Source organism: Mucilaginibacter sp. Bleaf8, from assembly GCF_018390515.1.
Lineage (GTDB): Bacteria > Bacteroidota > Bacteroidia > Sphingobacteriales > Sphingobacteriaceae > Mucilaginibacter.
In genome coordinates this window covers 1,685,625-1,707,939 of record NZ_JAHBBK010000001.1, presented here as the reverse complement: position 1 = coordinate 1,707,939, position 22,315 = coordinate 1,685,625, and the positions used below count along the sequence as shown (strand labels likewise).

Below are 22,315 nucleotides of genomic sequence, written 5' to 3'. Positions count from 1 at the left end.
TAAATTTTTGCTTATTGCATCTGGAAATAGCTGAAGCAGTAATATATCATGCACCATAAAATACGTATAGCCCCTACACCCAGCGGTTACCTGCATATAGGCAACATTTTGTCGTTTGCATTAACGGCAGCGTTGGCCGGGCAAGTGGGTGCGCGTATATTGCTGCGTATTGATGACATGGACCGCCAGCGTGCTAACCCGGCTTACCTACAGGATATTTTTGATACGCTCAACTTTTTGGAACTGCCCTGGCATGAAGGGCCGCGCAATGTACAGGAGTTTGAAAGCGAATGGTCGCAACTGCACCGCATGCCTTTATACCAGGATGTTTTAAATCGTTTGCAGGATAGCGGGCAGGTTTTTGCCTGTAACTGTTCACGTTCGCAATTGCGGAGCCTTGATGCGGATGATGCCTATCCGGGTACCTGCTGCTATAAAATAACGGCACTCAATACAGATCAGGTAAGCTGGCGCTTATTTACGGCTAATGAGGATTTACTGAATGTGAACCTTTGGCCTGATGGCATAGCAGCAGCTAAGTTGCCTGCTTCCATGCAACATTTCGTAGTTCGGAAAAAGGATGGCTACCCGGCTTATCAGTTAAGCTCTTTGGTGGATGATATACACTTTGGCATTACGCACATTGTACGCGGAGCCGATTTGTGGCCTTCTACCTTAGCACAGCTTCATTTGGCGCAGGCATTGCAGGCTGATAGTTTTGCACAGGTGCGGTTTTATCATCATGGCTTACTGGTGGGAGATGACACTCAAAAGTTGTCCAAATCTGCAGGAGCCACATCAGTTAAATACCTGCGCGAGCAGGGATTTAAGCCAGAGCAGGTTTACCAGCAAATTGCTATAAAAGCCGGGATGAAGCAACCCGTCACTAACTGGCAGCAATTGGCTGAAGCATTCTGGACAGAGCAAAGTTTACAAGATAATCAGCCTACTGGCTGATATGAGAAATTTAGGTGAGCGTGTGGAATTGATAGCCGGCTTTGCTCCAAACTTCCAACGCTCGTGGCAATACATACTCCAGCCGGTTAAATGCTTTCAGGCTGTCATGAAATACGATGATAGCGCCGTTGCCGGTATGTTTCAGTACGCCCTTCAGGCAATCTTCGGGTTTTAACGACATATCAAAATCACCGCTCAGTATATCCCACATAATAATTTTTATATCCGGACGGGCCTGTTTCAAAAGCCGGATTTGTTCTCGCTTAATGCGGCCGTATGGTGGGCGGAAAAGATGGGTGTTTAACAGTTTATCGGCTTTCAGGTAATTATCCCGATAGGTTATGTCTTCTGTTTTCCAGCCTTTTAAATGATTAAAGGTATGGTTGCCTATGGCATGGCCGCCCGCTTGTACCTCCTTGAATATATCGGGATGCTTCTGCACATTATCGCCTATGCAGAAAAACGTGGCCTTGGCATTGAATTTAGTCAGCGTTTCTAACACAAAGGGGGTAACCACCGGAATCGGGCCATCATCAAAAGTAAGGTAAATTACCCGCTCATTCCGGCTCATGTTCCAGGTGAGTTGCGCATATAATTTTTTAAGCAGCCAGGGAGTTTTAACCAGGTACATATGCAAATAAAGTCAAAAAAGCGCTATCAACCCCTATTGTAGATAACTTTACGGCAAATGGCCCTGTACTTATGACAATAATTCTTTTACTTTGCTGTGCCGGAAATTTATTTAACTGTACCGGCGGGACGAATACTGCATGCAAGGGCACAATAACAGAATACTGGTAGTAGGTGGGGGCAGCTGGGCCACCGCCAATATAAAAATGCTTACAGATAATACCACCCAAAAAGAGATTTTTTGGTGGATGCGTAATGCAGAGGCTGTTGAAGATATTCATAAATTCAGGCACAATCCCAACTACCTGAGCTCCGTTGAAATTAAATTGCCCGCTCATCATATCTCCACCGATTTGCGCAGTTTACTGCAACAGGCCGATATGGTACTGCTCAACGTGCCTGCCGCGTTCCTGAAAGATGCCTTAACCGGTATTACGCCTAATGATTTGGCCGGTAAAAAGATAATATCAGCCATTAAAGGTATCGTGCCGGACGAAAACCTGATTATTGGCGAGTTTTTGCATAAGTATTACCATATTCCTTTTAGCGACTTTTTGGTTATAAGCGGCCCCTGCCATGCGGAGGAAGTTGCGCTCGAAAAGTTATCTTATTTAACCATAGCCTCGCAGGATACAGAGCTGGCCGCCCATTTTGCCGGCATGTTAAGTACCCGCTACATCAAAGCCATTGCATCTGATGATATTTATGGAACTGAATATGCGGCTGTATTAAAAAATATTTATGCAGTAGCCAGCGGTATTTGCCATGGGGTAGGGTATGGCGATAATTTTCAGGCGGTATTGATTTCCAATGCAATCAAAGAAATCAAAGACTTTGTAGATGCTGTGCATCCTATTGACCGGGATATCAAAGAATCAGCCTACCTGGGCGATTTGCTGGTAACGGCCTACTCGCAGTTTAGCCGTAACCGTACTTTCGGTAACATGGTAGGCAAAGGCTATACGGTAAAGTCTGCTCAACTGGAGATGAATATGGTTGCTGAAGGATATTATGCAGTAAATTGTCTACACCAGATAAATAAACAATACATGGTTAATATGCCTATTTGTGAGGCAGTATACGGTATTTTATATAAAAAACGCTCTCCGATACTGGAAATGAGACGTTTGGCAGAACAATTGAGTTAGTTATTAAAATTAACATCAATTGAAGCCATGAAAAACGTATTTAAAGTAGGATTACTGGCAGCTGGTTTATTTGTAGCTGCACATACTAACGCACAAGTTGTTAAAAAAACAGGCGAAGCTGTAGGTAACGGCGCTAAAGCCGTAGGTAAAGGTGTTAAAACCGGTTATAAAGCTACTAAAAAAGGCGTAAAAGCAGGCGCTCGTAAAACATCTGAAGTAGCTTCAAAAGGAGCCTCAGCAGTAGTTGATAAAAAATATGACGGAAAAGTAGCTCCGGGTGGTCAAACTATCTATATCGACAAAAATTCGGCATACTACTATGTGAATAAAAAAGGTCACCGTGTTTACGTTAAAGAAGCTGAACTGGTAACCAAACCGTAATTCCATTTTGCGCCTGCCAGCCAGGCGCTTCTTTTCTCCTTTTACCTATGAAAAATCTTGCCTTAGTATTAGTACATGTTATTTGTGCGTTTATTTTGTTTTCCGCTGCCTGCTCCGATAGCGGCAAAAGTAATTTGAAAGGCGATTGGCGTTCTAAAGACGGCAGCAACCGCTTAAGAATTACCGATAAACAATTTACTATGCTCGAAGAATCGGAAGTTCCGGAAGATTATTTTGTAAAGGGAGATACCATTTTTACTTCATTCGAGGGCAGCCAGCCTTACACCCGTTTTGTTATACAAAAGCTGGATGATCATAATTTGAAACTTTTATATCCAGACTCGGTAAGCATTGATTTTGTTAAATAAAACAAAAGCCTCCCTATTGCAGGAAGGCTTTGTTAAACTAAACTAAAACTAAACTTTGCTTCGGAGCAACGAAGCTGGAAATGATATTAATATCTTTTCCGGCGCTCACCACGATCCTCACGGCGTTTGCCTGAAAAATCACGGAATCCTGAACCATTACGTTCATTGCTTCTATTGCCGCCTTCACGACGATTACCACCGCCGTTGCCGCCTTCGCGTTTTTTATTAGACCATCCGCCACGGCTTTCGTTACCGCCATCAGCAGAAATTTCTATCCGAACCTGGCGACCCTTAAACTCAGCTGATTTGAAAGCGTTAAATGCCTGATCAACATCTGCGTTAGGTACCTCAACAAAAGAGTAAACACCCTTTACATCAATTTTACCAATGGTACGGCCTACTAAACCAGTTTGGTTACAGAAGTAGCCCAGTAAATCACCGCGGCCAAATCCGTCAACCGAACCTAAGTTGATAAACAGACGGGTAAAATCGGCACGTGTACCAGTGCGTGGGAAACGTTCGCCCTCACGTGCACCGCGTGGATCTTCAGCTACGTTCAGATCTGGAGCATTTTTATAATACTCTAAGAAGCTGTTAAACTCGATAGAAGCAAAACGTTTGATGATATCCTCTTTGCTCAGATCAGCAAACTCGTCCATAATACGTGGCAAGTACTGCTCAATCTGCTGCTCGTTCACTTCAACGTTGTGTACTTTGTGTATCAGGCCAAACAATTGTTTTTCGCAAACATCAAAACCGGTTGGTATTTCGGCTTTAATGAATTTTTTGCCAATAACACGTTCAATCTGACGGATTTTACCAATCTCTTTAGAATTGATGATGGAGATAGATACACCAGTTTTACCGGCACGGGCGGTACGTCCGCTACGGTGGGTATAGTTCTCAATCTCGTCTGGCAATGAGTAGTTAATAACGTGTGTTACGTCATTAACGTCAATACCACGTGCAGCTACGTCAGTCGCAATTAATAATTGCAGGCTGCGTTCGCGGTAACGTTTCATTACTTTGTCGCGCTGTTGCTGTGACAGGTCGCCGTGCAGTGAGTCGGCATTATAACCGTCTTTAATCAGTGCTTCGGCAATTTCCTGAGTTTCTATTTTAGTACGGCAAAATACGATACCAAAAATCTCAGGGTTAAAATCAACAATACGTTTAAATGCTGCATATTTATCACGGGCACGTACAATGTAGTACTCGTGTTCAATGTTGGCATTACCGGTATTTTTCTCGCCCATCGTTAATTCGAATGGGTCGGTCATATACTTTTTAGAAATGCGGCGAACTTCGCTTGGCATGGTGGCCGAAAACAGCCAGGTTTTTTTATCCTCGGGCGTGGTGGATAAGATATTATCAATGTCTTCCTGAAAGCCCATGTTGAGCATTTCATCAGCTTCATCCAATACTACATACTGCACCTGCGAAAAATCAATAGCCTTGCGGTTGATAATATCGAGCATACGGCCCGGTGTAGCAACAACAATCTGTACGCCACGTTTAATCTGGCGTAATTGGTCTGAAATACTTGCACCTCCGTAAACAGCAACAACGTGTACGTTGCTCATGTTTTTAGAGTAGTTTTTCAGATCATTGGTGATTTGTAAACAAAGTTCGCGTGTAGGGCACAATACCAGTGCTTGCGGATAATTTTCTTCAAAATCCAGCAGTTCCAATAATGGTAAGCCAAAAGCAGCAGTTTTTCCGGTCCCGGTTTGGGCTAATCCGACAAAATCGTTGCTGCCTGTTAACAATACCGGAATTGACTGTTCCTGGATTGGTGTAGGATTTTCAAATCCTAACTCAGAGATGGCATTAACAATATCATGACGGATTCCCAGTTGACTAAATGGGTTGTTCATGAATTAAAATAACGTATTTAGCTACATTGCTAAATCGGGTGCAAAAGTACGAAATTTTAATGGCTTATCAAACAGTTGACTTAAAATGAGATTGACCTGATAAAGCAAATGCTAAAATGTTGATATTTAGCGCCGTTAAATCCATGTTTCAATGAAAGTAAAGTACTTCCTTTTCTTTATTATTTTCGTTCTGATTAAGCAGGCTACCGTTAAGGCACAAAATAATAAAATGTTTTTTGGAAATAATGTCCGCGCCGGACATTATCTAAAAACCCGTGGCATCAAATTATATTATGAAACTTACGGACAGGGGCAACCGCTGCTTATGATACATGGCAACGGCGGATCGATTGATAATTTCAAAAACCAGATACCCTACTTTGCCAAAAACTACCGGGTAATTGTGGCTGATAGCCGGGCACAGGGAAAAACGATTGATAACCGCGACTCATTAAGCTATGAAATGATGGCTGATGATTTGAACGCCCTGCTGGATAGTTTGCACCTGAAACAGTGCTATATTATTGGCTGGAGCGATGGCGGCATCAACGGCTTGCTGATGGCCATGCGCCATCCCGATAAGGTGAAAAAGCTGGCTATTACCGGAGCTAACCTATGGCCCGACAGCACGGCACTGGCGCCAGCAGTATTTCAGTTTATGGCCGACCAGAAAAAGCAGATGGATGATTCTTTAAGGCGGATGAAAAACCCATCTGCCGAATTTAAGAATTCAAAAAAACTGCTGGAGTTGATGATTTACCAGCCGCATATAACGCTGGAGCAGCTTCATCATATCAAATCCCCTACATTGGTCATCGGTGGCGACCATGATGCCATACCACCACAACATACCATGCAGATAGCCTTGGCCATACCGCAATCTTATCTATGGATTTTGCCTAACTCAGGTCACTCTACGTTGATTAACTATCGTGATGAATTCAACAAAACGGTAAGCAACTTTTTCAGCAAACCTTACCGTAAAATAGAGGGTACGGACCGGTTTAATTAATGTAGGCTATTAGCGCAACCTATCGGCCGAACGTACCAGCGCATCATCTTTCTTAATAGCTTTTACTGCCAGAAAAATGAGCAGTATAGCAATAGGAGGCAAGAATAAGCCAACGCCAAAGTTATTGGAGTTCAGTACAACGCCCTGGGTTGCATTTTTAATGGTTTGCGCCAGCCAGAAGCTGAAACCGATAATAACCAGAACTGCGCTGTAGCATATAGTAACCTGCTGCTTGCGGTTACGGTACAAAAAAATGATGGCCAGCGGAAGTAGCGCCACTATAGCCGTAACGGCCGTAAGTGCCACAAACGAAACGGTATGCTGCTGCGCGCCGTTCACATCCTGAAATAAACCGGTTACTTTAATACTGGTAGGTTTGCCGTTTACATAAACATTGTTGGCAATGGTAACCAGGTAAAGCGCAAATAAGGCTAAGCTGGCAAAAAAAAGATATATGCTTTGTACTCGTTGTATCATAATTGAAATATTAGCACGGCAAATATAAAATTGTTTGCTGTAAATATAACTTACCATTACTTAGGTGTTTGTTAACTTTGTGCCGTGGCTCAACAACAACGTTATTTTTTAGAACTGGCTTATGATGGTACCCGCTATCATGGCTGGCAGGTGCAGCCGAATGCAATATCCGTACAGCAAAAGCTCAATGAGGCTCTAGCTATATTAATGCGCCAACCGGTTGAAACCACCGGCGCCGGTCGTACCGATACAGGCGTACATGCCAAGCAGCTCTTTGTACATGTTGATTTCCCCCTGCCCCCTGAAGCGGGCGTTTCGGAGGAGGCAGGTGCAAGTTCTCCCATCAGGGGGCGGAGGGGGCTGGAACTGGCCGGCATTAACGCTTTATTGCCGTCAGATATTGCTGTAAAACGTATTATACCTGTACCTGCCGATGCGCATGCCCGGTTTGATGCTACATTACGGTCGTACGAGTATCATATCCATTTTCAAAAAGATCCGTTCAAGAATAACTACTCGTGGCTGCTTAAAGGTGGTTTAGCTGTAGAAGCTATGAACCGTGCGGGGCAGATTTTGATGGAGTACACCGATTTTAGCTGTTTCAGCAAATCGAACACGCAGGTAAAAACCAATAATTGTAAAGTGAGCAGGGCGGAGTGGGTGATGAAAGAAGATGGCTTAGTGTTTCACATCTCGGCCGACCGCTTTTTACGCAATATGGTACGAGCCATTGTTGGTACCTGCCTTATGGTTGGCCGCAAAGAAATTGAACCTGATGGCATCCGCCAGATCATCGAAAGTAAAAATCGCAGCAATGCCGGAACATCTGTACCTGCCTGTGGGTTGTATCTTACAGAAGTAAAGTATCCGTACATATAATTAGCAGCGGATGTTCTTTATATAACATAGTGTCGTTTAAAAACAAATTGTCAATTTGTAATGGTTGAAGGAAAGATGATGTTTGGAATTGAATCCGAAATCAGAGTTCCGATAGCCGAAATCAAAATATGTCTCAAGTAACCGGAAAAGCAATAGATTGGAAGCTCCTGACGCGGGTGATGCAGTACGTAAAGCCGTATAAATCTACCTTTATAATCGCAGCTTTCCTTACCATATTTGTAGCCGTAATAGCGCTGGCACAACCGGTGCTGATGGAAAAGGCGCTCGATAATTATATTGTAGCCAATAACTATAATGGGTTGGTGATGATTGTTGGGTTGATGATTGCGCAGTTGGTAGTGCAAACCATAGCCCAGTACTATCAAACCTATTTAACCAACGCCCTGGGGCAATCGGTAATCCGCGATTTGCGTGTGAATGTGTTTAACCACATCATTAACCTGCGGCTCAAATATTTTGACCGCACACCTATAGGTATGCTTATAACCCGCACCGTGTCTGATCTGGAAACCATCGCCGATATATTTTCAGAAGGTTTAATATCCATTGCAGGTGATTTACTGTTAGTGGTATCCATTATCATTTATATGCTGATGCAGGATTGGAAACTGACGCTGATTACCCTCATTCCGATGCCGTTTCTGATTGCCGCCACTTATATTTTTAAGGAAGCCATTAAATCATCTTTTCAGGAAGTTCGTACCCAAGTGGCACAGCTGAACACGTTTTTGCAGGAGCATATATCGGGCATTAGCATCATCCAGTATTTTGCCCGCGAGGAGCAGGAAATGCGCAAGTTTAAGGATGTAAACGTAAAGTACCGCGATGCCAATATTCGATCCAACTGGTACTATTCCATCTTTTTTCCGGTAGTGGAAATTTTTATGGCCATATCTATTGGCTTGCTGGTTTGGTACGGGTGTAAACGTATACTTACCGATCAGCAAATGGCCGATATATCGGCATCTCATAAAGGTATTACGCCGGGTTTGATTGTGGCATTCATTGCTTTGCTCAATCTGCTGTTTCGCCCTATACGCCAGCTGGCCGATAAATTTAACACCCTGCAAATGGGGATGGTGGGTGCCGACCGTATTTTTAAAGTACTGGATACTGATGAGGCGGTAGTAAACAACGGTACTGTAAAAGGCAATACCTTGCGCGGCGAAATCATTTTTGATAAAGTATGGTTTGCTTATAATGATGATAACTGGGTGCTGAAGGATATAAGTTTCCATGTGCAGCCTGGCGAAACGCTGGCCCTGGTTGGCGCTACTGGCGCAGGCAAATCATCAACCATCAATATCCTGAACCGTTTTTATGAAATAGGGCAGGGACAGGTAACGGTTGATGGTGTAAAGATACAGGATTACGAACTGGGCTTTTTGCGTTCGCAGATTGCAACGGTGATACAAGACGTGTTTCTATTTTCGGATACTATTGCCAACAACATTAGTCTCAACAACCCGAGCATTACCCGTGCGCAGATTGTAGCCGCTGCCAAAAACGTAGGCGCGCACGAATTTATCGAACGTTTGCCCGGCGGGTACGATTATAATGTGATGGAGCGTGGTGCCACCCTTTCAGCCGGCCAGGCACAGCTTATCTCGTTTGTGCGTGCACTGGTATATAATCCGGCTATTCTGGTGTTGGATGAAGCCACGTCATCCGTAGATACAGAGACCGAACTGCTAATCCAGAGCGCTATCGATAAACTGATGCAGGGCCGCACCGCCATCGTAATTGCCCACCGCTTGTCAACCATTCAAAGCGCCGACAAAATTATTGTGCTCGATCATGGCGAAATCAAAGAAATAGGTACCCATCAGGAGCTGCTACGTATTGAAAATGGTTACTACCGCAAGCTGTATGATCTGCAGTTTAACTCAGCTGGTATTGAGAGATAGTTTTGATAGGAGCAGAAATTTGTATGTAAATAACTTGTTTCTCCCTGAATTTTGGTCTCTGTTTTATGAACGGACAAAGTAAGTTCGAAGCAAAGGCTTAAGTTAAATATCCATAAAGGTTAACTAAACTATAAGGCTATATGCACGTTAATTTTTGTTAAAATCATACTTAAATACCCACCTAATCGCATTAATAGTCAATAAAGTTTTACCTTTAACCAAGCGTTTTTTAATTTCGCGTCCCAACAGTATATTATGGAAGAATTTGAAGCAAGTACGTCCGCCAAAAAAACCAAGACTATTTATATATCAACCGTATTTGGTATAGCGATGGTTTTGCTGATGGTAGGCATGCTGGGATTGATACTGGTACACGCCAACAGATTATCGCGCTATATTAAAGAAAATATGGTGGTGAATGTGTTTGTAGACGAAGGCGCCCGCGAAACGGATGTGCTGCAATTGCAGCAACAACTGGATGCTAACCCCTATGTTAAACAGAGTCAGTACGTAAGTAAAGAGCTGGCTGCCCGTAATTTACAAAAAGATTTGGGGCAGGACTTTGTAAAATTCCTGGGGGTAAACCCCTTGTCCCAGTCTATCGACGTTTACTTGAAGGCCGAGCACGCTAACAATGCCGATATCGACAAACTAAAAGCCGATCTGCTGAAAAATCCACTGGTTAAAGAAGTGAAATACCAACCCTCGCTGGTTGACCAGATGAACCAGAACCTAACCACCATCAGCTTGGTTATTTTGGGTTTTGCAGCCATATTTGTTGTGGTGTCTGTAGCCTTAATCAACAATACCATTCGTTTGGCTATTTATTCGCAACGTTTTCTAATTAAATCCATGCAATTGGTAGGTGCTACCAAAGGGTTTATCCGCAAGCCGTTTTTGCTTTATGGCATCTGGCACGGGTTACTGGCTGCATTAATTGCTATCATTTTATTGATAGGTACTTTATATGTGGTTTACCGGCAAATTCCTGATCTGGTGGTGCTGCGTAACTATACCGAGTTTGGTATCATTTTCATCGGTATCATTGCCTTGGGCATATTCATTGCCGGCTTTAGTACCCTGATGGCGGTAAATCGCTTCTTACGTTTAAAAATTTATCAGTTATACAGATAATATATCATGGCTCAAAAATATACCAAACCCGTTATGCCGGGAACAAAATCATTCGGTACTACCGAAAACACGCCGGTTGAATTTGCTTTTGGCAAAGCTAATTACCAATTGCTGGCAATCAGCATTCTGATAGTTGTTGTTGGCTTTGTGCTTATGTCGGGTACTACTGATATTTACAGTACTACCAAAATAGTTATAGCTCCGATTGTAGTGCTGGCCGGTTTTGGTCTGGCATTTTATGCAATCTTTAAAAAGTCATCAGCCAACTAAGCATGGAGTTATTTCACGCTATCATTCTGGCCATCATTGAGGGCCTTACTGAATTTTTACCGGTATCATCAACCGGGCACATGATCATCGCTTCCTCGGCTATGGGCATTGCTTCTAACGATTTTGTGAAGCTTTTTACTGTGGCTATCCAATTGGGCGCTATCTTATCGGTGGTTGTACTTTACTTCAAGCGCTTCTTCCGGTCTGTTAACTTTTATTTGAAGCTGATCGTAGCATTTATACCAGCTGCTGTTTTTGGTTTACTTTTCAGTAAGGCAATTGATAACCTGCTGGAGAGTGCCTTAACTGTAGGTATAACCTTATTTGTTGGTGGTATTGTTCTGCTTTTTGTAGATCAATGGTTTAATAAACCTGTGATTGATGAAGAGAAAGATATCAATTACCTCACAGCGCTTAAAATCGGTTTGTTCCAATGCATTGCCATGATACCGGGTACCTCGCGCTCCGCAGCTACTATTGTAGGCGGTATGTCGCAGAAATTAAGCCGTAAGGCCGCTGCTGAATTCTCTTTCTTTTTAGCGGTGCCTACAATGTTTGCCGCCACAGCCAAAAAGCTGCTCGACTTTTACAAGGAAGGCCATGCCATCAGTAGCGAGGAGATAAAGCTTTTAGCCATTGGTAATGTAGTTGCTTTTGTAGTAGCACTTTTAGCTATTCGCACTTTTATTACTTTTTTGGAGCGCAAGGGCTTTAAGTTGTTCGGCTGGTACCGCATCATTGTGGGGGCTATTATCATAGGCTTATACTGGAGCGGTCATAATTTAGAGATGATTTAAGATCATAAAATCTCAATATACAACAAGCCCCGTGACTAATCAGTTACGGGGCTTGTTTGTTATAGGGAATATATTTAGTAGTTCAGTTATAACCGCTCTCTTTTAATTTAAAGTGCAAGTAATATAAGTTAAAGTTCTGCCGCAGTAAAGTAAAGCAGCTAAACGCTATACTGTTGATGCTATTTGCTTACCTTTGCAGTTTATCTGATACAAGTTGAGCGAATTACATCCCAAACATAAAGAGTTTAATTTTGCCGAAGGCGAATTGTTGCTGGTAAATAAACCTTACCGCTGGACCAGTTTTGACATCGTTGGCAAAATACGCAACGCCTTCAAACCATTAAAGTTGAAAGTGGGCCATGCCGGTACGCTCGATCCGCTGGCAACCGGGTTGCTTATTGTGTGCACCGGTAAAATGACCAAGCAAATCGATACCTTCCAGGCCGAAGAAAAAGAATACACCGGTACCTTTACGCTGGGCGCCACCACGCCATCATATGATATGGAAACCGAGGTGGATCAAACTTTCGACAATGCGCACCTTTCCGAGCAATACCTGCGCGATGCCTGCAGTCAGTTCATGGGCGATATACAGCAGTATCCGCCGGCGCATTCTGCCATTAAGGTTAATGGTGAACGTTTGTATGAAAAGGCCCGTCGTGGCGAAGAGGTGGAACTGAAGGCCCGCAATGTAACCATTAAGGAATTTGAACTTACCCGCATTGAACTGCCAGAGGTTGATTTTAGAGTGGTTTGCAGCAAAGGTACCTACATCCGTTCGCTGGCAAACGATTTTGGTAAGGCTGTAAACAGCGGGGCTTATCTATCACGTCTACGCCGTACCCGAAGCGGTAGCTTCCGTATTGAGGACGCTTGGGAGGTGATGGAGCTGGTGAGCTTGATAAGGGAAAAGCCCCTCCCAAACCCTCCCCGGGAGGGAGGGCTTCAGGAGCCGCATCAGGCCGGCGGCTATCGCGAAAATGCTAACCCTTTAAGTTACGAGGTGTTGAAAGGCAATAGCAAGGCCAATCGACATTCGCCCACGCCTGCAGAAAATTTACTTTGGGAACAGTTACGGCATAACAGCACCGGTTATAAAATTCGTCGCCAGCATGTAATTGACAACTACATTACCGATTTTGTATGTTTGCAAAAAGGCTTAGTGATAGAAGTAGATGGTGGTTATCACCAAAATACAATCGAAGCTGATAATACCCGTACCGAAATGCTGAATCATTGGGGGTTTGAGGTTGTTCGGTTTAGTAACGATGAAGTTTTACAGTCGCCACAAAACGTGTTTGAAACAATAAAGCAAAAAATAGAAAGTATGCCCGACAGGGAAAAAGCCCTCCCTACCGGGGAGGGTTTGGGAGGGGCTTCAATATGAAAATCTATCATCATATTGATGACTTTACCCCGTTGCAAAATGCAGTGGTTACTATAGGTACGTTTGATGGGGTACATCAGGGCCATCGGCAAATAATTACGCGCATACGTGAAATTGCTGATAAAACTGGCGGTGAAACGGTGTTGCTAACCTTTTTTCCGCATCCGCGGATGATATTGCACCCGGAGGATCAGGACTTGAAACTGATCACCACTATTCATGAACGTGCCGAGTTGCTGGAGCAATTGGGTATCGATCACATGATTATCACACCGTTTTCGCGCGACTTTTCAAATCAATCAGCCGAAGCTTACATCCGCGATGTGCTGGTTAATAAAATAGGGACGCGCACTATTATTGTGGGTTACGATCATCGCTTTGGCAAAGACCGGCAGGGTGGGCTTACCGAGTTGCAACAGCTTGCCCCGCAATATGGGTACGAAGTTATCGAGATACCTGAACAGGATATTGACCATGTGGCCGTAAGCTCCACTCGCATACGCGAAGCTTTGCTGCAAGCCAACATTGAGCAAGCCAATACATTTTTAGGTTATCCTTTCTTTTTAACCGGTAAGGTGATTCGTGGTAACCAGATTGGCCGGCAATTAGGTTATCCAACTGCTAATTTGCTTGTAGAAGAGAGTTATAAGCTGATACCTGCCGATGGTATTTTTGCAGTTACGGTAGACGTGCAGGGGCAAAAATATCAGGGCATGGCTTACATAGGCCACCGTCCAACCATCAACGGCATGACGCGTAATATCGAGGTGAATATCTTTGATTTTGATCAGGATATCTACAACCAGATAGTACGTATGAACTTTATACACTTTGTGCGCCACGATGTGAAGTTCTCTTCGCTCGAAGGCTTAAAAGAGCAATTAGCTTTGGATAGGCAATCAGTACTGGCCTTGCTGAATGGATAAGTGATTTATTCATTATTTAACCAATAATTTATAGATTAGGCTTCCCGATAAGTTTATGGATGCGCAGAACTAACAACGAGAGCTGTTGTTGCCATAAACTGTAAATGAACAACGCATGAAGCTAAACCTTGATAAGCAGGAGAGTGAATTTTTAAACCGTGCTATTGCCCACTGGGAAAATGAGCAACTGCTTACTGCCGAGCAGGCCCAAAAACTGCGTGCATCAACCGAGGTAAAGGGTTTCGACTGGATGCGGCTGGCGCAATATTCATTCTGGATTGCACTGGCTTGCGGCATTATTGCAGTAGGCTCGCTCATCATCAGCGATAAGGTACTTAACTGGATACGCAGCCTTTATTATACTCCTGATATTGTAATTGCCTTAGGTGCAGGAGCCATAGCGGCTGGTGCCTTTTACGTAGGTCGCCGGCGTAAAAAACTATTCCCCGAACGGGTTTTCAGTAACGAAGCTACCATCTTTACCGGTGTGCTGTTTACCGCTTGTTGCATTGCTTACCTCGGCAAAACATTTGATAACGGCTCGGGCCATTATTCCTTACTTTTCCTGATATCAGTTTTTGTTTATGGTGCCTTGGCCTGGAAACTAAATTCGCGCATGATCTGGCTGTTTGCGCTGGTGTCCTTAGGCAGTTGGTTCGGTACCGAAACAGGTTATCAAACCCGCTGGCAATATTATTTCTTGGGGATGAATTATCCGCTACGTTTCGTAGCTTTTGGCGTACTGCTGGTTGCTGGTTGCTATTTGCTGCGTGGCAAAAAATGGATGGCTTTCTTTTGGGAGCTTACTTATGTGGTGGGGTTGTTGTATCTTTTCCTGTCGTTGTGGCTGCTCAGCATATTTGGCAACTATGGGCATTTGGATGCCTGGTGGCAGGTAAAGCAAATCAGTCTGTTTTACTGGGGCATTATATCAGGTAGTGTAGCCGCCAGCTTTTTGTTATACGGACTAAAAAATAAAGATGCTATAGCACGCGAATTTGGCATTACCTTTTTGCTGATCTTTATTTATAGCAAGTATTTCGAGTACTTGTGGAACAATATCCCATACACGCTATTCTTTGCCATCCTGGCTGCCTCATTCTGGTTTATTGGTCGCAGGGCCGAAAAGATATGGAACCTGCACTCGGAAGATAAGCCGGCGCAAGCTCCTGGTGATACCTCTGCTAATGTTTAGCAATCAGGTAAATCTGTTTGATGATATGATACGCAGCAAACGCAAAAAATAGCAGGGCTATGCTGGTGTTAATTACCTTGGTGCTCAGTGCAAATTTGCTTTGCACATATTGTGCGGAGCGGGCATAAGCATATAAACACAAAAAAGACCCGCAGGCCGATCCTGCACTAAAAACCACTAAGGCCCCAATGCCGGGCAGTATCCATTGGTGTGCCAGCAAATAAGTACCTGCAATCATCCAGAACGGAATTTGCATAGGATTGATAAAGCCCAGCAAAATGCCGTAACGGATACTCTCGCGGTCGGAGTATTTGGCTTTGGGCGGTTTGTTACGGTTTAGCCAGGTAATAGTACCCAAAGTGCTGAACAGCACAATCATCACCCAATCAATAATGGTTTCAACATGCGGCTGAGATGACAGCCATTTGGCTGCCTGCATAATAAAAAAGGTAAAGAAAAGCTCAACGCTCGAAAAGGCTATAATAAAGCGCAATGCCTGCCGCATACCGCGGTTGATGGTAATTTGTACAAGGGTTAGGTTTATGTTACCTGGGGGTATGTAACCTATAAAGTTGGCTATCAACCCCAAAAAGAATGTCAGGAAAATCATTGGCGCAAAAGTAAAGCGATTTTTGCAACTTATTTTAGTTGAGTATTAAATTACCGTTATTTGCATGTTCTTATAAAAATGGATTACATGTCAGCCCCCAAAATCATATCTCTGCAACCAGCCGCTACCGAAATTGTTTGTGCATTAGGATTAGAAGCCCAACTGGTTGGCCGGTCACATGAATGCGATTATCCTGAAACGGTAAAGCAACTGCCGGTATGCTCTTATGATAAAATAGGCGCCGGATTAAGCAGTGCCGAAATTGATCGCCAGGTAAAACAGCGCCTTACTGATGCTTTGTCGGTGTATGAACTGAACCGTGAGCTGATCAAACAACTGGCCCCTGATGTGGTAATTACTCAAGCCCAGTGCGAAGTTTGTGCCGTATCATTGCCCGAAGTTGAGCAAGCCCTGTCCGAAGATTTGGATAAACCAGCGCAAATTATTTCCCTGCAGCCTAATAGTCTGGATGAAATTTTTGATAATATCCGCGAAGTGGCAACCGCTTTGAACGCTTTACCGGTAGCCGAGGTGTTGCTGGAAGATTTACAGGAACGCGTGGATATCATTCGCCATAAACTGAAATTTATAGAGAACAAGCCTACCGTAGCCTGTATTGAATGGCTAGATCCGCTGATGATATCAGGCAATTGGGTGCCCGAGCTGGTAAGCATAGCCGGTGGTACACCCGTAATGGCCGAAGCAGGTAAACACTCCCCTTATGTAGAATGGGAAGACCTGCGTTTGCAAGACCCGGAAGTGATCGTAGTGATGCCGTGTGGCTTCTCAATAGAGCGTACGCTTAAAGAAATTGCCGTGCTGTTGCAACAGCACGGCTTTGCGGATTTACAGGCCGTGAAAAATAAGCGCCTTTATATTGCCGATGGTAACCACTATTTTAACCGCCCCGGTCCGCGCGTGGTTGATTCAATTGAAATACTGGCCGAGATTATTTATCCTAAGCAATTTATTTTTGGTAATGAGGGTAATGGCTGGATTAAATTTGATGTGTAGGGAAACGTTAAGATTTGTTCGACATGGCGCTGTGTCTTCCTCTGTAAACTCGCAAAAGTTTTTCCATGCCGGTAACGCTGATGGCCAAATCATTAATGTCTAGTTTTTGGTGTTCGTTGAGGTAATTGTATTTTAATACCCAAACTGTGGCTTTATGGCGTGATTCACTCTGAACCTGCTCTTCTTTTATATCTGCCCAGCTATGTAACTCAGCTTGTTGTATTTGAATGCCTTTTACATTCAAAGTGATTTGGGGTTGGCGGGCAATCAAACTTTTTGTCAAAGTAATTGCGCTTTTGAGTGTTGCTATTGCTATTGCAGCACCAACCAAAGCTAGCCAAGACGTTTTTAAAGATTGAAAGCCGAGATAAATCAAAAATGAACCGACACCAACGCACAGAAGATTAAAGATGATATTAAATATTTGGTAAGAGCTGGAGAGATAAATTACAGTTTGAGGCGGAACTTCAGGGGCATCTATAAAAATATCTTCAACGTCGAATTTGCCTTGTAAGGCTGCCCATCTTTCACGTTCGGATTTGGATTGAATTTGTAACCTGTCTAAAAAAGTGCCGGGAGAGTAGCAAAGCGCGGCCCGCTTAGCTACATGCATCAATTCATGAACGTTCCTTACATTTTCAAATGCCCAAAGTTTCCACTGCGTAGTTTTTTTGCTCCAAAACAAAAACGGTAGATAAACGAGCAAAAAGAAGCCTAATGCTACACCTACGCCAAATTGGACTTGTAGTACACGACCTGCAGATGATTGAGCGTTTTTACAAATCATATAATATATCAGGCCCAATTGGGTAAAAAAGGCTATACCTGCAAGTAGGAGTATCCGCGGTAAAAGAAGCATTTTGCGACCTTTACGTATGGCCTCATCAACTGTTATTTTTTCATTTACGATTTGCTGGGTATGCAAGGATAACGGTATTAAGTTATCTGATAAACCTTAGCATTAGCTAATTTGTTTACTATTGCATCATCTTGTTAATTAAATTAATAGTATAAACTAGGTATTTTGATGCTGTAATCATAGCCAATAGTTTTATAGCATGGGTGCCCGAAAGTTAATATGCATTCAGGAAACCAATTCGTTTAAAACATCAAACTAAATCCCGCATAATAGTTGCGCAATGGGGCAGGGTTGTAATACCGGTTGCCTATTGCATTTAAATCGTTGCCCAGGCTATAGTGCTCATTTAGCAAGTTATCGGCACCTGCATAAACAGATAATCTTATTTTCTTTACAGGAATTTCCCATCCGGCTTTGGCTTGCAGCAGGTTGTAGTGCCCGGCATAAACGCTATTGGCATCATTAACCGGTATGCGGGCCGTGTAGTTGTGTTGCACAAACAGGTATACGTTTTCGGGCAGCCTGAACTGTAAGCTGCTTACGGCTACCTGCCGCGGCACACCAGTAAGGCGGTTGCCCGAGTAGTTGTTACCTACTACATTGTAATTACGAAAGGCAAACCGGTTTAAGGTATACGCCTCATTGAGCTGTATACCGCGTATAAAGCCGGTTGTTCTTTGGCGCATAATCCAGGCCATTAAATTCAGCTCGAAGCCCGGCTGGTTGGTGCCGCCTGCGTTTAAAAAATAATCGGTTTCGTTGGCATTGCGGCGGTTTACAATGGCCTGGTCTAAGCGGTAATAAAATACGGAGGCGTCCAGTAAAAAGCGTTCGTCATGATTGCGCAGCCGGAAACCGGTTTCGTAGTTCCAGCCGCTCTCGGGTTGCAGGTCTGTATTCACGATATTATTGCTTGGCCTTACCTCGGCAATGGTGGGCGGCGAATAGCCGCGGCTTACCGAAGCACGCCATATAAAATCAGGATGGATCTGGTAAGATAGTGCCAGGCGGGGCATTAGCTGCGGCGTAAAATTGCGGGTATTGAAGCCCGACTGGTTTAGCGGGTATAAATTACGGAATTTGTACTGGTAATAATTTAAACTTAAAGCTGCTTCCACATCAAGCCTGCCAAAAAAGGTAGCCGCATAGCGCCCAAAAATGAAGTGCTGATTGGTGTTTACTTCGTCCAATGCCTGCGGGTTGGCTTTAACACCCCGGTTGTTGTCGTAGTTGTTAATGTCGGCATTGGTTTGCTGCCATTCCGCGCCTAAGTTCAGTTTCCATTCCACGCCGGATGCTGCCGGGTTGCTTAGCTCAAAGTAGGTTCGGGCACCGTAAGTGTTTTCTTTACGTTGCTCGTAGTTGGTGATAAAAGGATTGGAAAAATCAACCCGGCTGCCAAAAATAGTAGCCACGTTGCGGATGCGGTCTGTCAGGTGGGCATCGTTTACCAGGCCGCCAAAAAGCATTTTGGTAGTAATGCCGATGTTTTGTGCAATAGCGCCAGGCACAGCAGGTGTTGAAGGGCGGGCTGCGCTTGGGTTGGCTTCAAACTGAGGCAGGGTAAGTCCGCCCGGTGTTTGGTATTGCAGATCAGAGTAAAAGCCCAGTGCTTTCAGCTGGCTGTGCTGGCCGTAGTAATAGCGGTCGGCCAGTTGTATATAATGCCGCTGCATATAGCTGTGGTCGCGGTAGCCATCGTAAGTTTGGTAAGCCTGGTTAATGTTCAGCTCATTTTTGCTCCATCGGTGATGAATGGCTGCGTTTTGATGAAACAGGCCATACGAGCCCGCATTAGCGCCTAAGGTTACCGTGCTGCTGTCGGTAAACCGGTTTACAGGATTGAGTAATACCACACCGCCCGAGTTGGCGCCAAACAAACTGCCATCGGGGCCTTTGAGTACCTCGATGCTGTGCAGGCTGGTCATATCCAACGTATTCAGGTAAGTGTTGCCACCTGCATCGGTTAAAGGTATCTCATCAAAATAGATCTTCACATTGCGTACCCCGTAAGGCGAGCGTAGCAGGCTGCCGCGTATGGACAGGCGGTAACTGCCCGGCGTGCGTTCTTCCATGCGTACGCCCGGCAAAGTATTCATGGCACTTAGCAGCGAGTTGGTGGGCTGTAATGACAGCTGCCCGCTGCCTAATACCCCTACCGAAGCGGGTATGCGCAAAACGGGCCTGTCAGACAGATAGGCTCTTACTGTAACTTCCTGTAAGCGGTTAGCGTTTTTAGGTATGGTATCTGTATGGGTTTGCGCTTGCAGGCTTGCCGAGCAAAGGGCGAGTAGTAATGTAGTGTAAAGTTTAATCATAAGCAGTGCTAAACAAAATAGCTCTTTTGCACAAAGAGCTATTTTTGTTTAAAGTTTTAAGTAGTTGATCTTTTAGTAAGATAGCAGTATTCTCCCTATCCTTAATCTTCACGATGCCGAATTACTTTGCGGCGCTTACGCGCCATATAGTATTACCAGCATCATCGGCAACCAGCAGCGAACCGTCTTTAGCTACGGCTACGCCAACCGGGCGGCCATGTACCTGGTTAGTGGCTGGGTCGGCAATAAAGCCGGTTAAAAAGTCTTCGGGCTTGCCGGGTTTGTTGTTGGTAAACGGAACAAACATTACTTTGTAACCAACAAGTTTGGAGCTGTTCCATGAACCATGCTGACCGATAAACGCACCGTTTTTATATTTTTCGGGAAATGCAGTGCCATCGTAAAAAGCCAGGCCTAATGATGCCGTGTGCGATCCCAGCGGTACATCAGGCACAATGCTTTTCTTAACCAGGTCGGGGCGTTCGCCTTTGCGGCGCGGATCTTCATGCTGCCCAAAGTAGGCGTAAGGCCAGCCGTAAAAGCCGCCTTCTTTAACACTGGTCAGGTAGTCGGGCACCAGCTCGTCGCCCAGTTCATCACGCTCATTCACCGCAGCCCACAGTACATTGGTGCCGGGCTGAAAATCAATACCTGCAGGGTTGCGTAAACCGTCGGCGTAAATCTTCTCATTCGATCCATCCAGTGCAACAACCAGCACCGCCGCACGGCGGGCCTCATTGGCCATACCATGCTCGCCTACGTTGCTGCCGGAGCCTACTGCGATAAATAATTTAGTGCTATCGGGGCTTACTGCCAGGTTACGAGTCCAGTGGTTGTTGTAACCACCGGCAGGCAGTTTAACAATGCGTTCGCCAGGCTTGGTAATACGGCTGTCGCCTACGGTGTAAGGGTAGCGCCATAGTCCATCGGTATTGGCTACATAAAAGTATTTGCCAACAATGGCCATACCGTAGGGTTGTTTCAAGTTACTCAAAAATACACCCTTTTGATCGGGAGTACCGTCGCCATTCACATCCCGCAGTATAATGATATTGTTGGGGCTTTTGCCCATATTTTGCGATTGGCTTTTGCCGCTTATCTTATTTTTAACAGCTGCTGTTCCGCTGGCTTCGGTAGTGGCTTGCGCTGCAAATACATCCCCGTTGGGGCCTACATACAGGTTGCGCGGGTTGTTCAGGTTATTAGCAAACATGTTTACTTTAAAACCTTTGGGGGCAGTAGGCATAGTGTCTTTAGGCCAGCCGGTAACTTCGGCAAAAACCTGTACCGATTTGGTTTGGAAGGGTGGCGGCAGCTTCAGCTCTTCGCCGCTGGCAACGGCTAAGGAGTCGGCCTGCTTGGGGTCGGGTTTCTTTTTTTGCGAACAGCCGGCAATAATAAGCAAGGATGCGGCTATGGTATATAAACACGTTGTTTTCATAGGTACAGCATTAGTTTCGTTCAAAAAATGAACTGGCTAATTGCTGTTTTGTTTTGTAAGTATTTCTTGACAAACAGGTTATGTCGCCAAAAAAGCTTTCCCTGGTTTAGTAGTTAATAAACTTGGTTACCTGTTCGTTCACAAACTTAACCGTATCCGGCTGAAATAAATTCCCTTCGGCATCCAGTTCCTTGTGTATGGCTGGGATGTGCAGCTTAAGCGGTAGTATGTGCATGTGCATGTAATTACAAACACCGGTAAAATGCTCTACGCCACGTATATTGCCATATTTGCCTGATGACAGCCCTACCAGTGCAGCTTTCTTATCGTAAAAGCTGGAAGGGAACTCACAGGCATCTATAAAAGCCTTGAGCACGCCAGGGAAACTGCCATTGTATTCGGGTATCACAAACAAGAACTTTTGGGTGTCAGTTATCAGCTTCTGGATCGGTTCAAATTCAGCGCTCCGCTTGCCGAACATATCGGTTTGAATAAATGCAGAAGGTAAATCCATCAAGGATAATAAGTTAGCTGTTAAACCTTTATCGCTTAATAATTTTTGATAATATTTTGATAACTTTAGAGTTGAACTATCAGGACGATTGGTGGATGCTACGATGGTTATCATCACAATATTGTTTATAAGTTAGCACTACAGGCAGGGCCTGCAATTGTTTAATTTCGTATCTTTAACCCCCGGATTAAGC

22 protein-coding genes and 1 pseudogene are annotated in these 22,315 nt (G+C 44.4%); 15 read left to right on the top strand and 8 right to left on the bottom strand.

The window, feature by feature from the left end:
* The first annotated feature begins 48 nt into the window (after window positions 1-48).
* On the top strand, window positions 49-957 hold the full coding sequence (locus tag KHS38_RS07425; RefSeq protein ID WP_213487857.1) for a glutamate--tRNA ligase family protein: 909 nt from the start codon (window positions 49-51) through the stop codon (window positions 955-957).
* A gap of 10 nt (window positions 958-967) precedes the next feature.
* Here KHS38_RS07425 and KHS38_RS07420 read toward each other — a convergent pair whose 3' ends face one another.
* On the bottom strand, window positions 968-1,588 hold the full coding sequence (locus tag KHS38_RS07420) for a polysaccharide deacetylase family protein (protein WP_213487856.1): 621 nt from the start codon (window positions 1,586-1,588) through the stop codon (window positions 968-970).
* A gap of 139 nt (window positions 1,589-1,727) precedes the next feature.
* On the opposite strand from KHS38_RS07420, the gene KHS38_RS07415 reads away from it, so the two are divergent.
* The 3 genes from KHS38_RS07415 to KHS38_RS07405 are packed head-to-tail and all read left to right on the top strand — an operon-like array spanning window position 1,728 to window position 3,484.
* Window positions 1,728-2,735 (top strand): NAD(P)H-dependent glycerol-3-phosphate dehydrogenase, encoded by a 1,008-nt coding sequence (locus KHS38_RS07415; RefSeq protein ID WP_213487855.1) that lies wholly within the window; start codon window positions 1,728-1,730, stop codon window positions 2,733-2,735.
* Window positions 2,736-2,762: 27 nt separating this feature from the next.
* Window positions 2,763-3,116 (top strand): hypothetical protein, encoded by a 354-nt coding sequence (locus tag KHS38_RS07410; protein ID WP_213487854.1) that lies wholly within the window; start codon window positions 2,763-2,765, stop codon window positions 3,114-3,116.
* A gap of 47 nt (window positions 3,117-3,163) precedes the next feature.
* Complete coding sequence (locus KHS38_RS07405; protein WP_213487853.1) at window positions 3,164-3,484, top strand: hypothetical protein; 321 nt, start codon at window positions 3,164-3,166, stop codon at window positions 3,482-3,484.
* Between the two features lie 86 nt (window positions 3,485-3,570).
* Here the strand turns inward: KHS38_RS07405 and KHS38_RS07400 are convergent, their stop codons facing one another.
* On the bottom strand, window positions 3,571-5,361 hold the full coding sequence (locus KHS38_RS07400) for a DEAD/DEAH box helicase (RefSeq protein WP_213487852.1): 1,791 nt from the start codon (window positions 5,359-5,361) through the stop codon (window positions 3,571-3,573).
* A gap of 151 nt (window positions 5,362-5,512) precedes the next feature.
* Here KHS38_RS07400 and KHS38_RS07395 point away from each other — a divergent pair, with 151 nt between their 5' ends.
* Complete coding sequence (locus tag KHS38_RS07395) at window positions 5,513-6,373, top strand: alpha/beta fold hydrolase (RefSeq protein WP_213487851.1); 861 nt, start codon at window positions 5,513-5,515, stop codon at window positions 6,371-6,373.
* Window positions 6,374-6,382: 9 nt separating this feature from the next.
* Here the strand turns inward: KHS38_RS07395 and KHS38_RS07390 are convergent, their stop codons facing one another.
* Window positions 6,383-6,850: a DUF4293 domain-containing protein gene (locus tag KHS38_RS07390; RefSeq protein WP_213487850.1), complete on the bottom strand. Its 468-nt coding sequence runs from the start codon at window positions 6,848-6,850 to the stop codon at window positions 6,383-6,385.
* An 84-nt stretch (window positions 6,851-6,934) separates the two neighbouring features.
* On the opposite strand from KHS38_RS07390, the gene truA reads away from it, so the two are divergent.
* The 9 genes and pseudogenes from truA (at window position 6,935) to KHS38_RS07345 (ending at window position 15,366) form a co-directional block, all read left to right on the top strand.
* Window positions 6,935-7,729, top strand: a complete 795-nt coding sequence (truA, locus tag KHS38_RS07385; RefSeq protein WP_213487849.1) for a tRNA pseudouridine(38-40) synthase TruA — start codon at window positions 6,935-6,937, stop codon at window positions 7,727-7,729.
* Window positions 7,730-7,857: 128 nt separating this feature from the next.
* Window positions 7,858-9,657 (top strand): ABC transporter ATP-binding protein, encoded by a 1,800-nt coding sequence (locus KHS38_RS07380; protein ID WP_213487848.1) that lies wholly within the window; start codon window positions 7,858-7,860, stop codon window positions 9,655-9,657.
* A gap of 255 nt (window positions 9,658-9,912) precedes the next feature.
* Window positions 9,913-10,791 (top strand): cell division protein FtsX, encoded by an 879-nt coding sequence (locus KHS38_RS07375; protein WP_213487847.1) that lies wholly within the window; start codon window positions 9,913-9,915, stop codon window positions 10,789-10,791.
* 6 nt (window positions 10,792-10,797) lie between these two features.
* On the top strand, window positions 10,798-11,061 hold the full coding sequence (locus KHS38_RS07370) for a DUF3098 domain-containing protein (protein ID WP_502887924.1): 264 nt from the start codon (window positions 10,798-10,800) through the stop codon (window positions 11,059-11,061).
* Window positions 11,062-11,063: 2 nt separating this feature from the next.
* Window positions 11,064-11,858, top strand: coding sequence for an undecaprenyl-diphosphate phosphatase (locus KHS38_RS07365; protein ID WP_213487846.1), 795 nt, complete (start codon window positions 11,064-11,066; stop codon window positions 11,856-11,858).
* A gap of 214 nt (window positions 11,859-12,072) precedes the next feature.
* Window positions 12,073-12,768: pseudogene (truB, locus tag KHS38_RS07360) on the top strand (tRNA pseudouridine(55) synthase TruB); the annotation flags it as partial.
* The gene (locus KHS38_RS07355; RefSeq protein WP_213488210.1) at window positions 12,742-13,245 is read left to right on the top strand and encodes an endonuclease domain-containing protein; all 504 of its coding nucleotides are present in this window, start codon (window positions 12,742-12,744) and stop codon (window positions 13,243-13,245) included. The pseudogene truB and the gene KHS38_RS07355, both read left to right, overlap by 27 nt.
* Window positions 13,242-14,171, top strand: a complete 930-nt coding sequence (locus KHS38_RS07350) for a bifunctional riboflavin kinase/FAD synthetase (protein ID WP_213487845.1) — start codon at window positions 13,242-13,244, stop codon at window positions 14,169-14,171. The genes KHS38_RS07355 and KHS38_RS07350 overlap by 4 nt, the downstream gene beginning before the upstream one ends.
* Window positions 14,172-14,286: 115 nt before the next feature.
* Window positions 14,287-15,366, top strand: a complete 1,080-nt coding sequence (locus KHS38_RS07345; RefSeq protein WP_213487844.1) for a DUF2157 domain-containing protein — start codon at window positions 14,287-14,289, stop codon at window positions 15,364-15,366.
* Here the strand turns inward: KHS38_RS07345 and KHS38_RS07340 are convergent.
* Window positions 15,356-15,976: a LysE family translocator gene (locus KHS38_RS07340; protein ID WP_213487843.1), complete on the bottom strand. Its 621-nt coding sequence runs from the start codon at window positions 15,974-15,976 to the stop codon at window positions 15,356-15,358. The two genes, KHS38_RS07345 and KHS38_RS07340, sit on opposite strands and share 11 nt — an antisense overlap.
* Before the next feature lie 87 nt (window positions 15,977-16,063).
* On the opposite strand from KHS38_RS07340, the gene KHS38_RS07335 reads away from it, so the two are divergent.
* Entirely contained in the window at window positions 16,064-16,990 is a 927-nt protein-coding gene (locus KHS38_RS07335) for a cobalamin-binding protein (protein WP_213487842.1), read from the top strand.
* 7 nt (window positions 16,991-16,997) lie between these two features.
* Here the strand turns inward: KHS38_RS07335 and KHS38_RS07330 are convergent, their stop codons facing one another.
* The 4 genes from KHS38_RS07330 to KHS38_RS07315 form a co-directional block, all read right to left on the bottom strand.
* Window positions 16,998-17,915, bottom strand: a complete 918-nt coding sequence (locus tag KHS38_RS07330; protein WP_213487841.1) for a hypothetical protein — start codon at window positions 17,913-17,915, stop codon at window positions 16,998-17,000.
* Window positions 17,916-18,091: 176 nt separating this feature from the next.
* Window positions 18,092-20,167: a TonB-dependent receptor gene (locus KHS38_RS07325; protein ID WP_213487840.1), complete on the bottom strand. Its 2,076-nt coding sequence runs from the start codon at window positions 20,165-20,167 to the stop codon at window positions 18,092-18,094.
* 121 nt (window positions 20,168-20,288) lie between these two features.
* Window positions 20,289-21,608, bottom strand: coding sequence for a PQQ-dependent sugar dehydrogenase (locus KHS38_RS07320; RefSeq protein ID WP_213487839.1), 1,320 nt, complete (start codon window positions 21,606-21,608; stop codon window positions 20,289-20,291).
* 106 nt (window positions 21,609-21,714) lie between these two features.
* The gene (locus KHS38_RS07315) at window positions 21,715-22,236 is read right to left on the bottom strand and encodes an NADPH-dependent FMN reductase (RefSeq protein WP_213487838.1); all 522 of its coding nucleotides are present in this window, start codon (window positions 22,234-22,236) and stop codon (window positions 21,715-21,717) included.
* Window positions 22,237-22,315 lie beyond the last annotated feature (79 nt).

Excerpts from the sequence above, each read along its gene's own strand:
- KHS38_RS07425 (WP_213487857.1), top strand. The coding sequence starts at position 49 with ATGCACCATAAAATACGTATAGCCCCTACACCCAGCGGTTACCTGCAT.
- KHS38_RS07420 (WP_213487856.1), bottom strand. The coding sequence starts at position 1,588 with ATGTACCTGGTTAAAACTCCCTGGCTGCTTAAAAAATTATATGCGCAA.
- KHS38_RS07415 (WP_213487855.1), top strand. The coding sequence starts at position 1,728 with ATGCAAGGGCACAATAACAGAATACTGGTAGTAGGTGGGGGCAGCTGG.
- KHS38_RS07410 (WP_213487854.1), top strand. The coding sequence starts at position 2,763 with ATGAAAAACGTATTTAAAGTAGGATTACTGGCAGCTGGTTTATTTGTA.
- KHS38_RS07405 (WP_213487853.1), top strand. The coding sequence starts at position 3,164 with ATGAAAAATCTTGCCTTAGTATTAGTACATGTTATTTGTGCGTTTATT.
- KHS38_RS07400 (WP_213487852.1), bottom strand. The coding sequence starts at position 5,361 with ATGAACAACCCATTTAGTCAACTGGGAATCCGTCATGATATTGTTAAT.
- KHS38_RS07395 (WP_213487851.1), top strand. The coding sequence starts at position 5,513 with ATGAAAGTAAAGTACTTCCTTTTCTTTATTATTTTCGTTCTGATTAAG.
- KHS38_RS07390 (WP_213487850.1), bottom strand. The coding sequence starts at position 6,850 with ATGATACAACGAGTACAAAGCATATATCTTTTTTTTGCCAGCTTAGCC.
- KHS38_RS07380 (WP_213487848.1), top strand. The coding sequence starts at position 7,858 with ATGTCTCAAGTAACCGGAAAAGCAATAGATTGGAAGCTCCTGACGCGG.
- KHS38_RS07375 (WP_213487847.1), top strand. The coding sequence starts at position 9,913 with ATGGAAGAATTTGAAGCAAGTACGTCCGCCAAAAAAACCAAGACTATT.
- KHS38_RS07370 (WP_502887924.1), top strand. The coding sequence starts at position 10,798 with ATGGCTCAAAAATATACCAAACCCGTTATGCCGGGAACAAAATCATTC.
- KHS38_RS07365 (WP_213487846.1), top strand. The coding sequence starts at position 11,064 with ATGGAGTTATTTCACGCTATCATTCTGGCCATCATTGAGGGCCTTACT.
- KHS38_RS07355 (WP_213488210.1), top strand. The coding sequence starts at position 12,742 with ATGGAGCTGGTGAGCTTGATAAGGGAAAAGCCCCTCCCAAACCCTCCC.
- KHS38_RS07350 (WP_213487845.1), top strand. The coding sequence starts at position 13,242 with ATGAAAATCTATCATCATATTGATGACTTTACCCCGTTGCAAAATGCA.
- KHS38_RS07345 (WP_213487844.1), top strand. The coding sequence starts at position 14,287 with ATGAAGCTAAACCTTGATAAGCAGGAGAGTGAATTTTTAAACCGTGCT.
- KHS38_RS07340 (WP_213487843.1), bottom strand. The coding sequence starts at position 15,976 with ATGATTTTCCTGACATTCTTTTTGGGGTTGATAGCCAACTTTATAGGT.
- KHS38_RS07335 (WP_213487842.1), top strand. The coding sequence starts at position 16,064 with ATGTCAGCCCCCAAAATCATATCTCTGCAACCAGCCGCTACCGAAATT.
- KHS38_RS07325 (WP_213487840.1), bottom strand. The coding sequence starts at position 20,167 with ATGATTAAACTTTACACTACATTACTACTCGCCCTTTGCTCGGCAAGC.
- KHS38_RS07320 (WP_213487839.1), bottom strand. The coding sequence starts at position 21,608 with ATGAAAACAACGTGTTTATATACCATAGCCGCATCCTTGCTTATTATT.
- KHS38_RS07315 (WP_213487838.1), bottom strand. The coding sequence starts at position 22,236 with ATGATAACCATCGTAGCATCCACCAATCGTCCTGATAGTTCAACTCTA.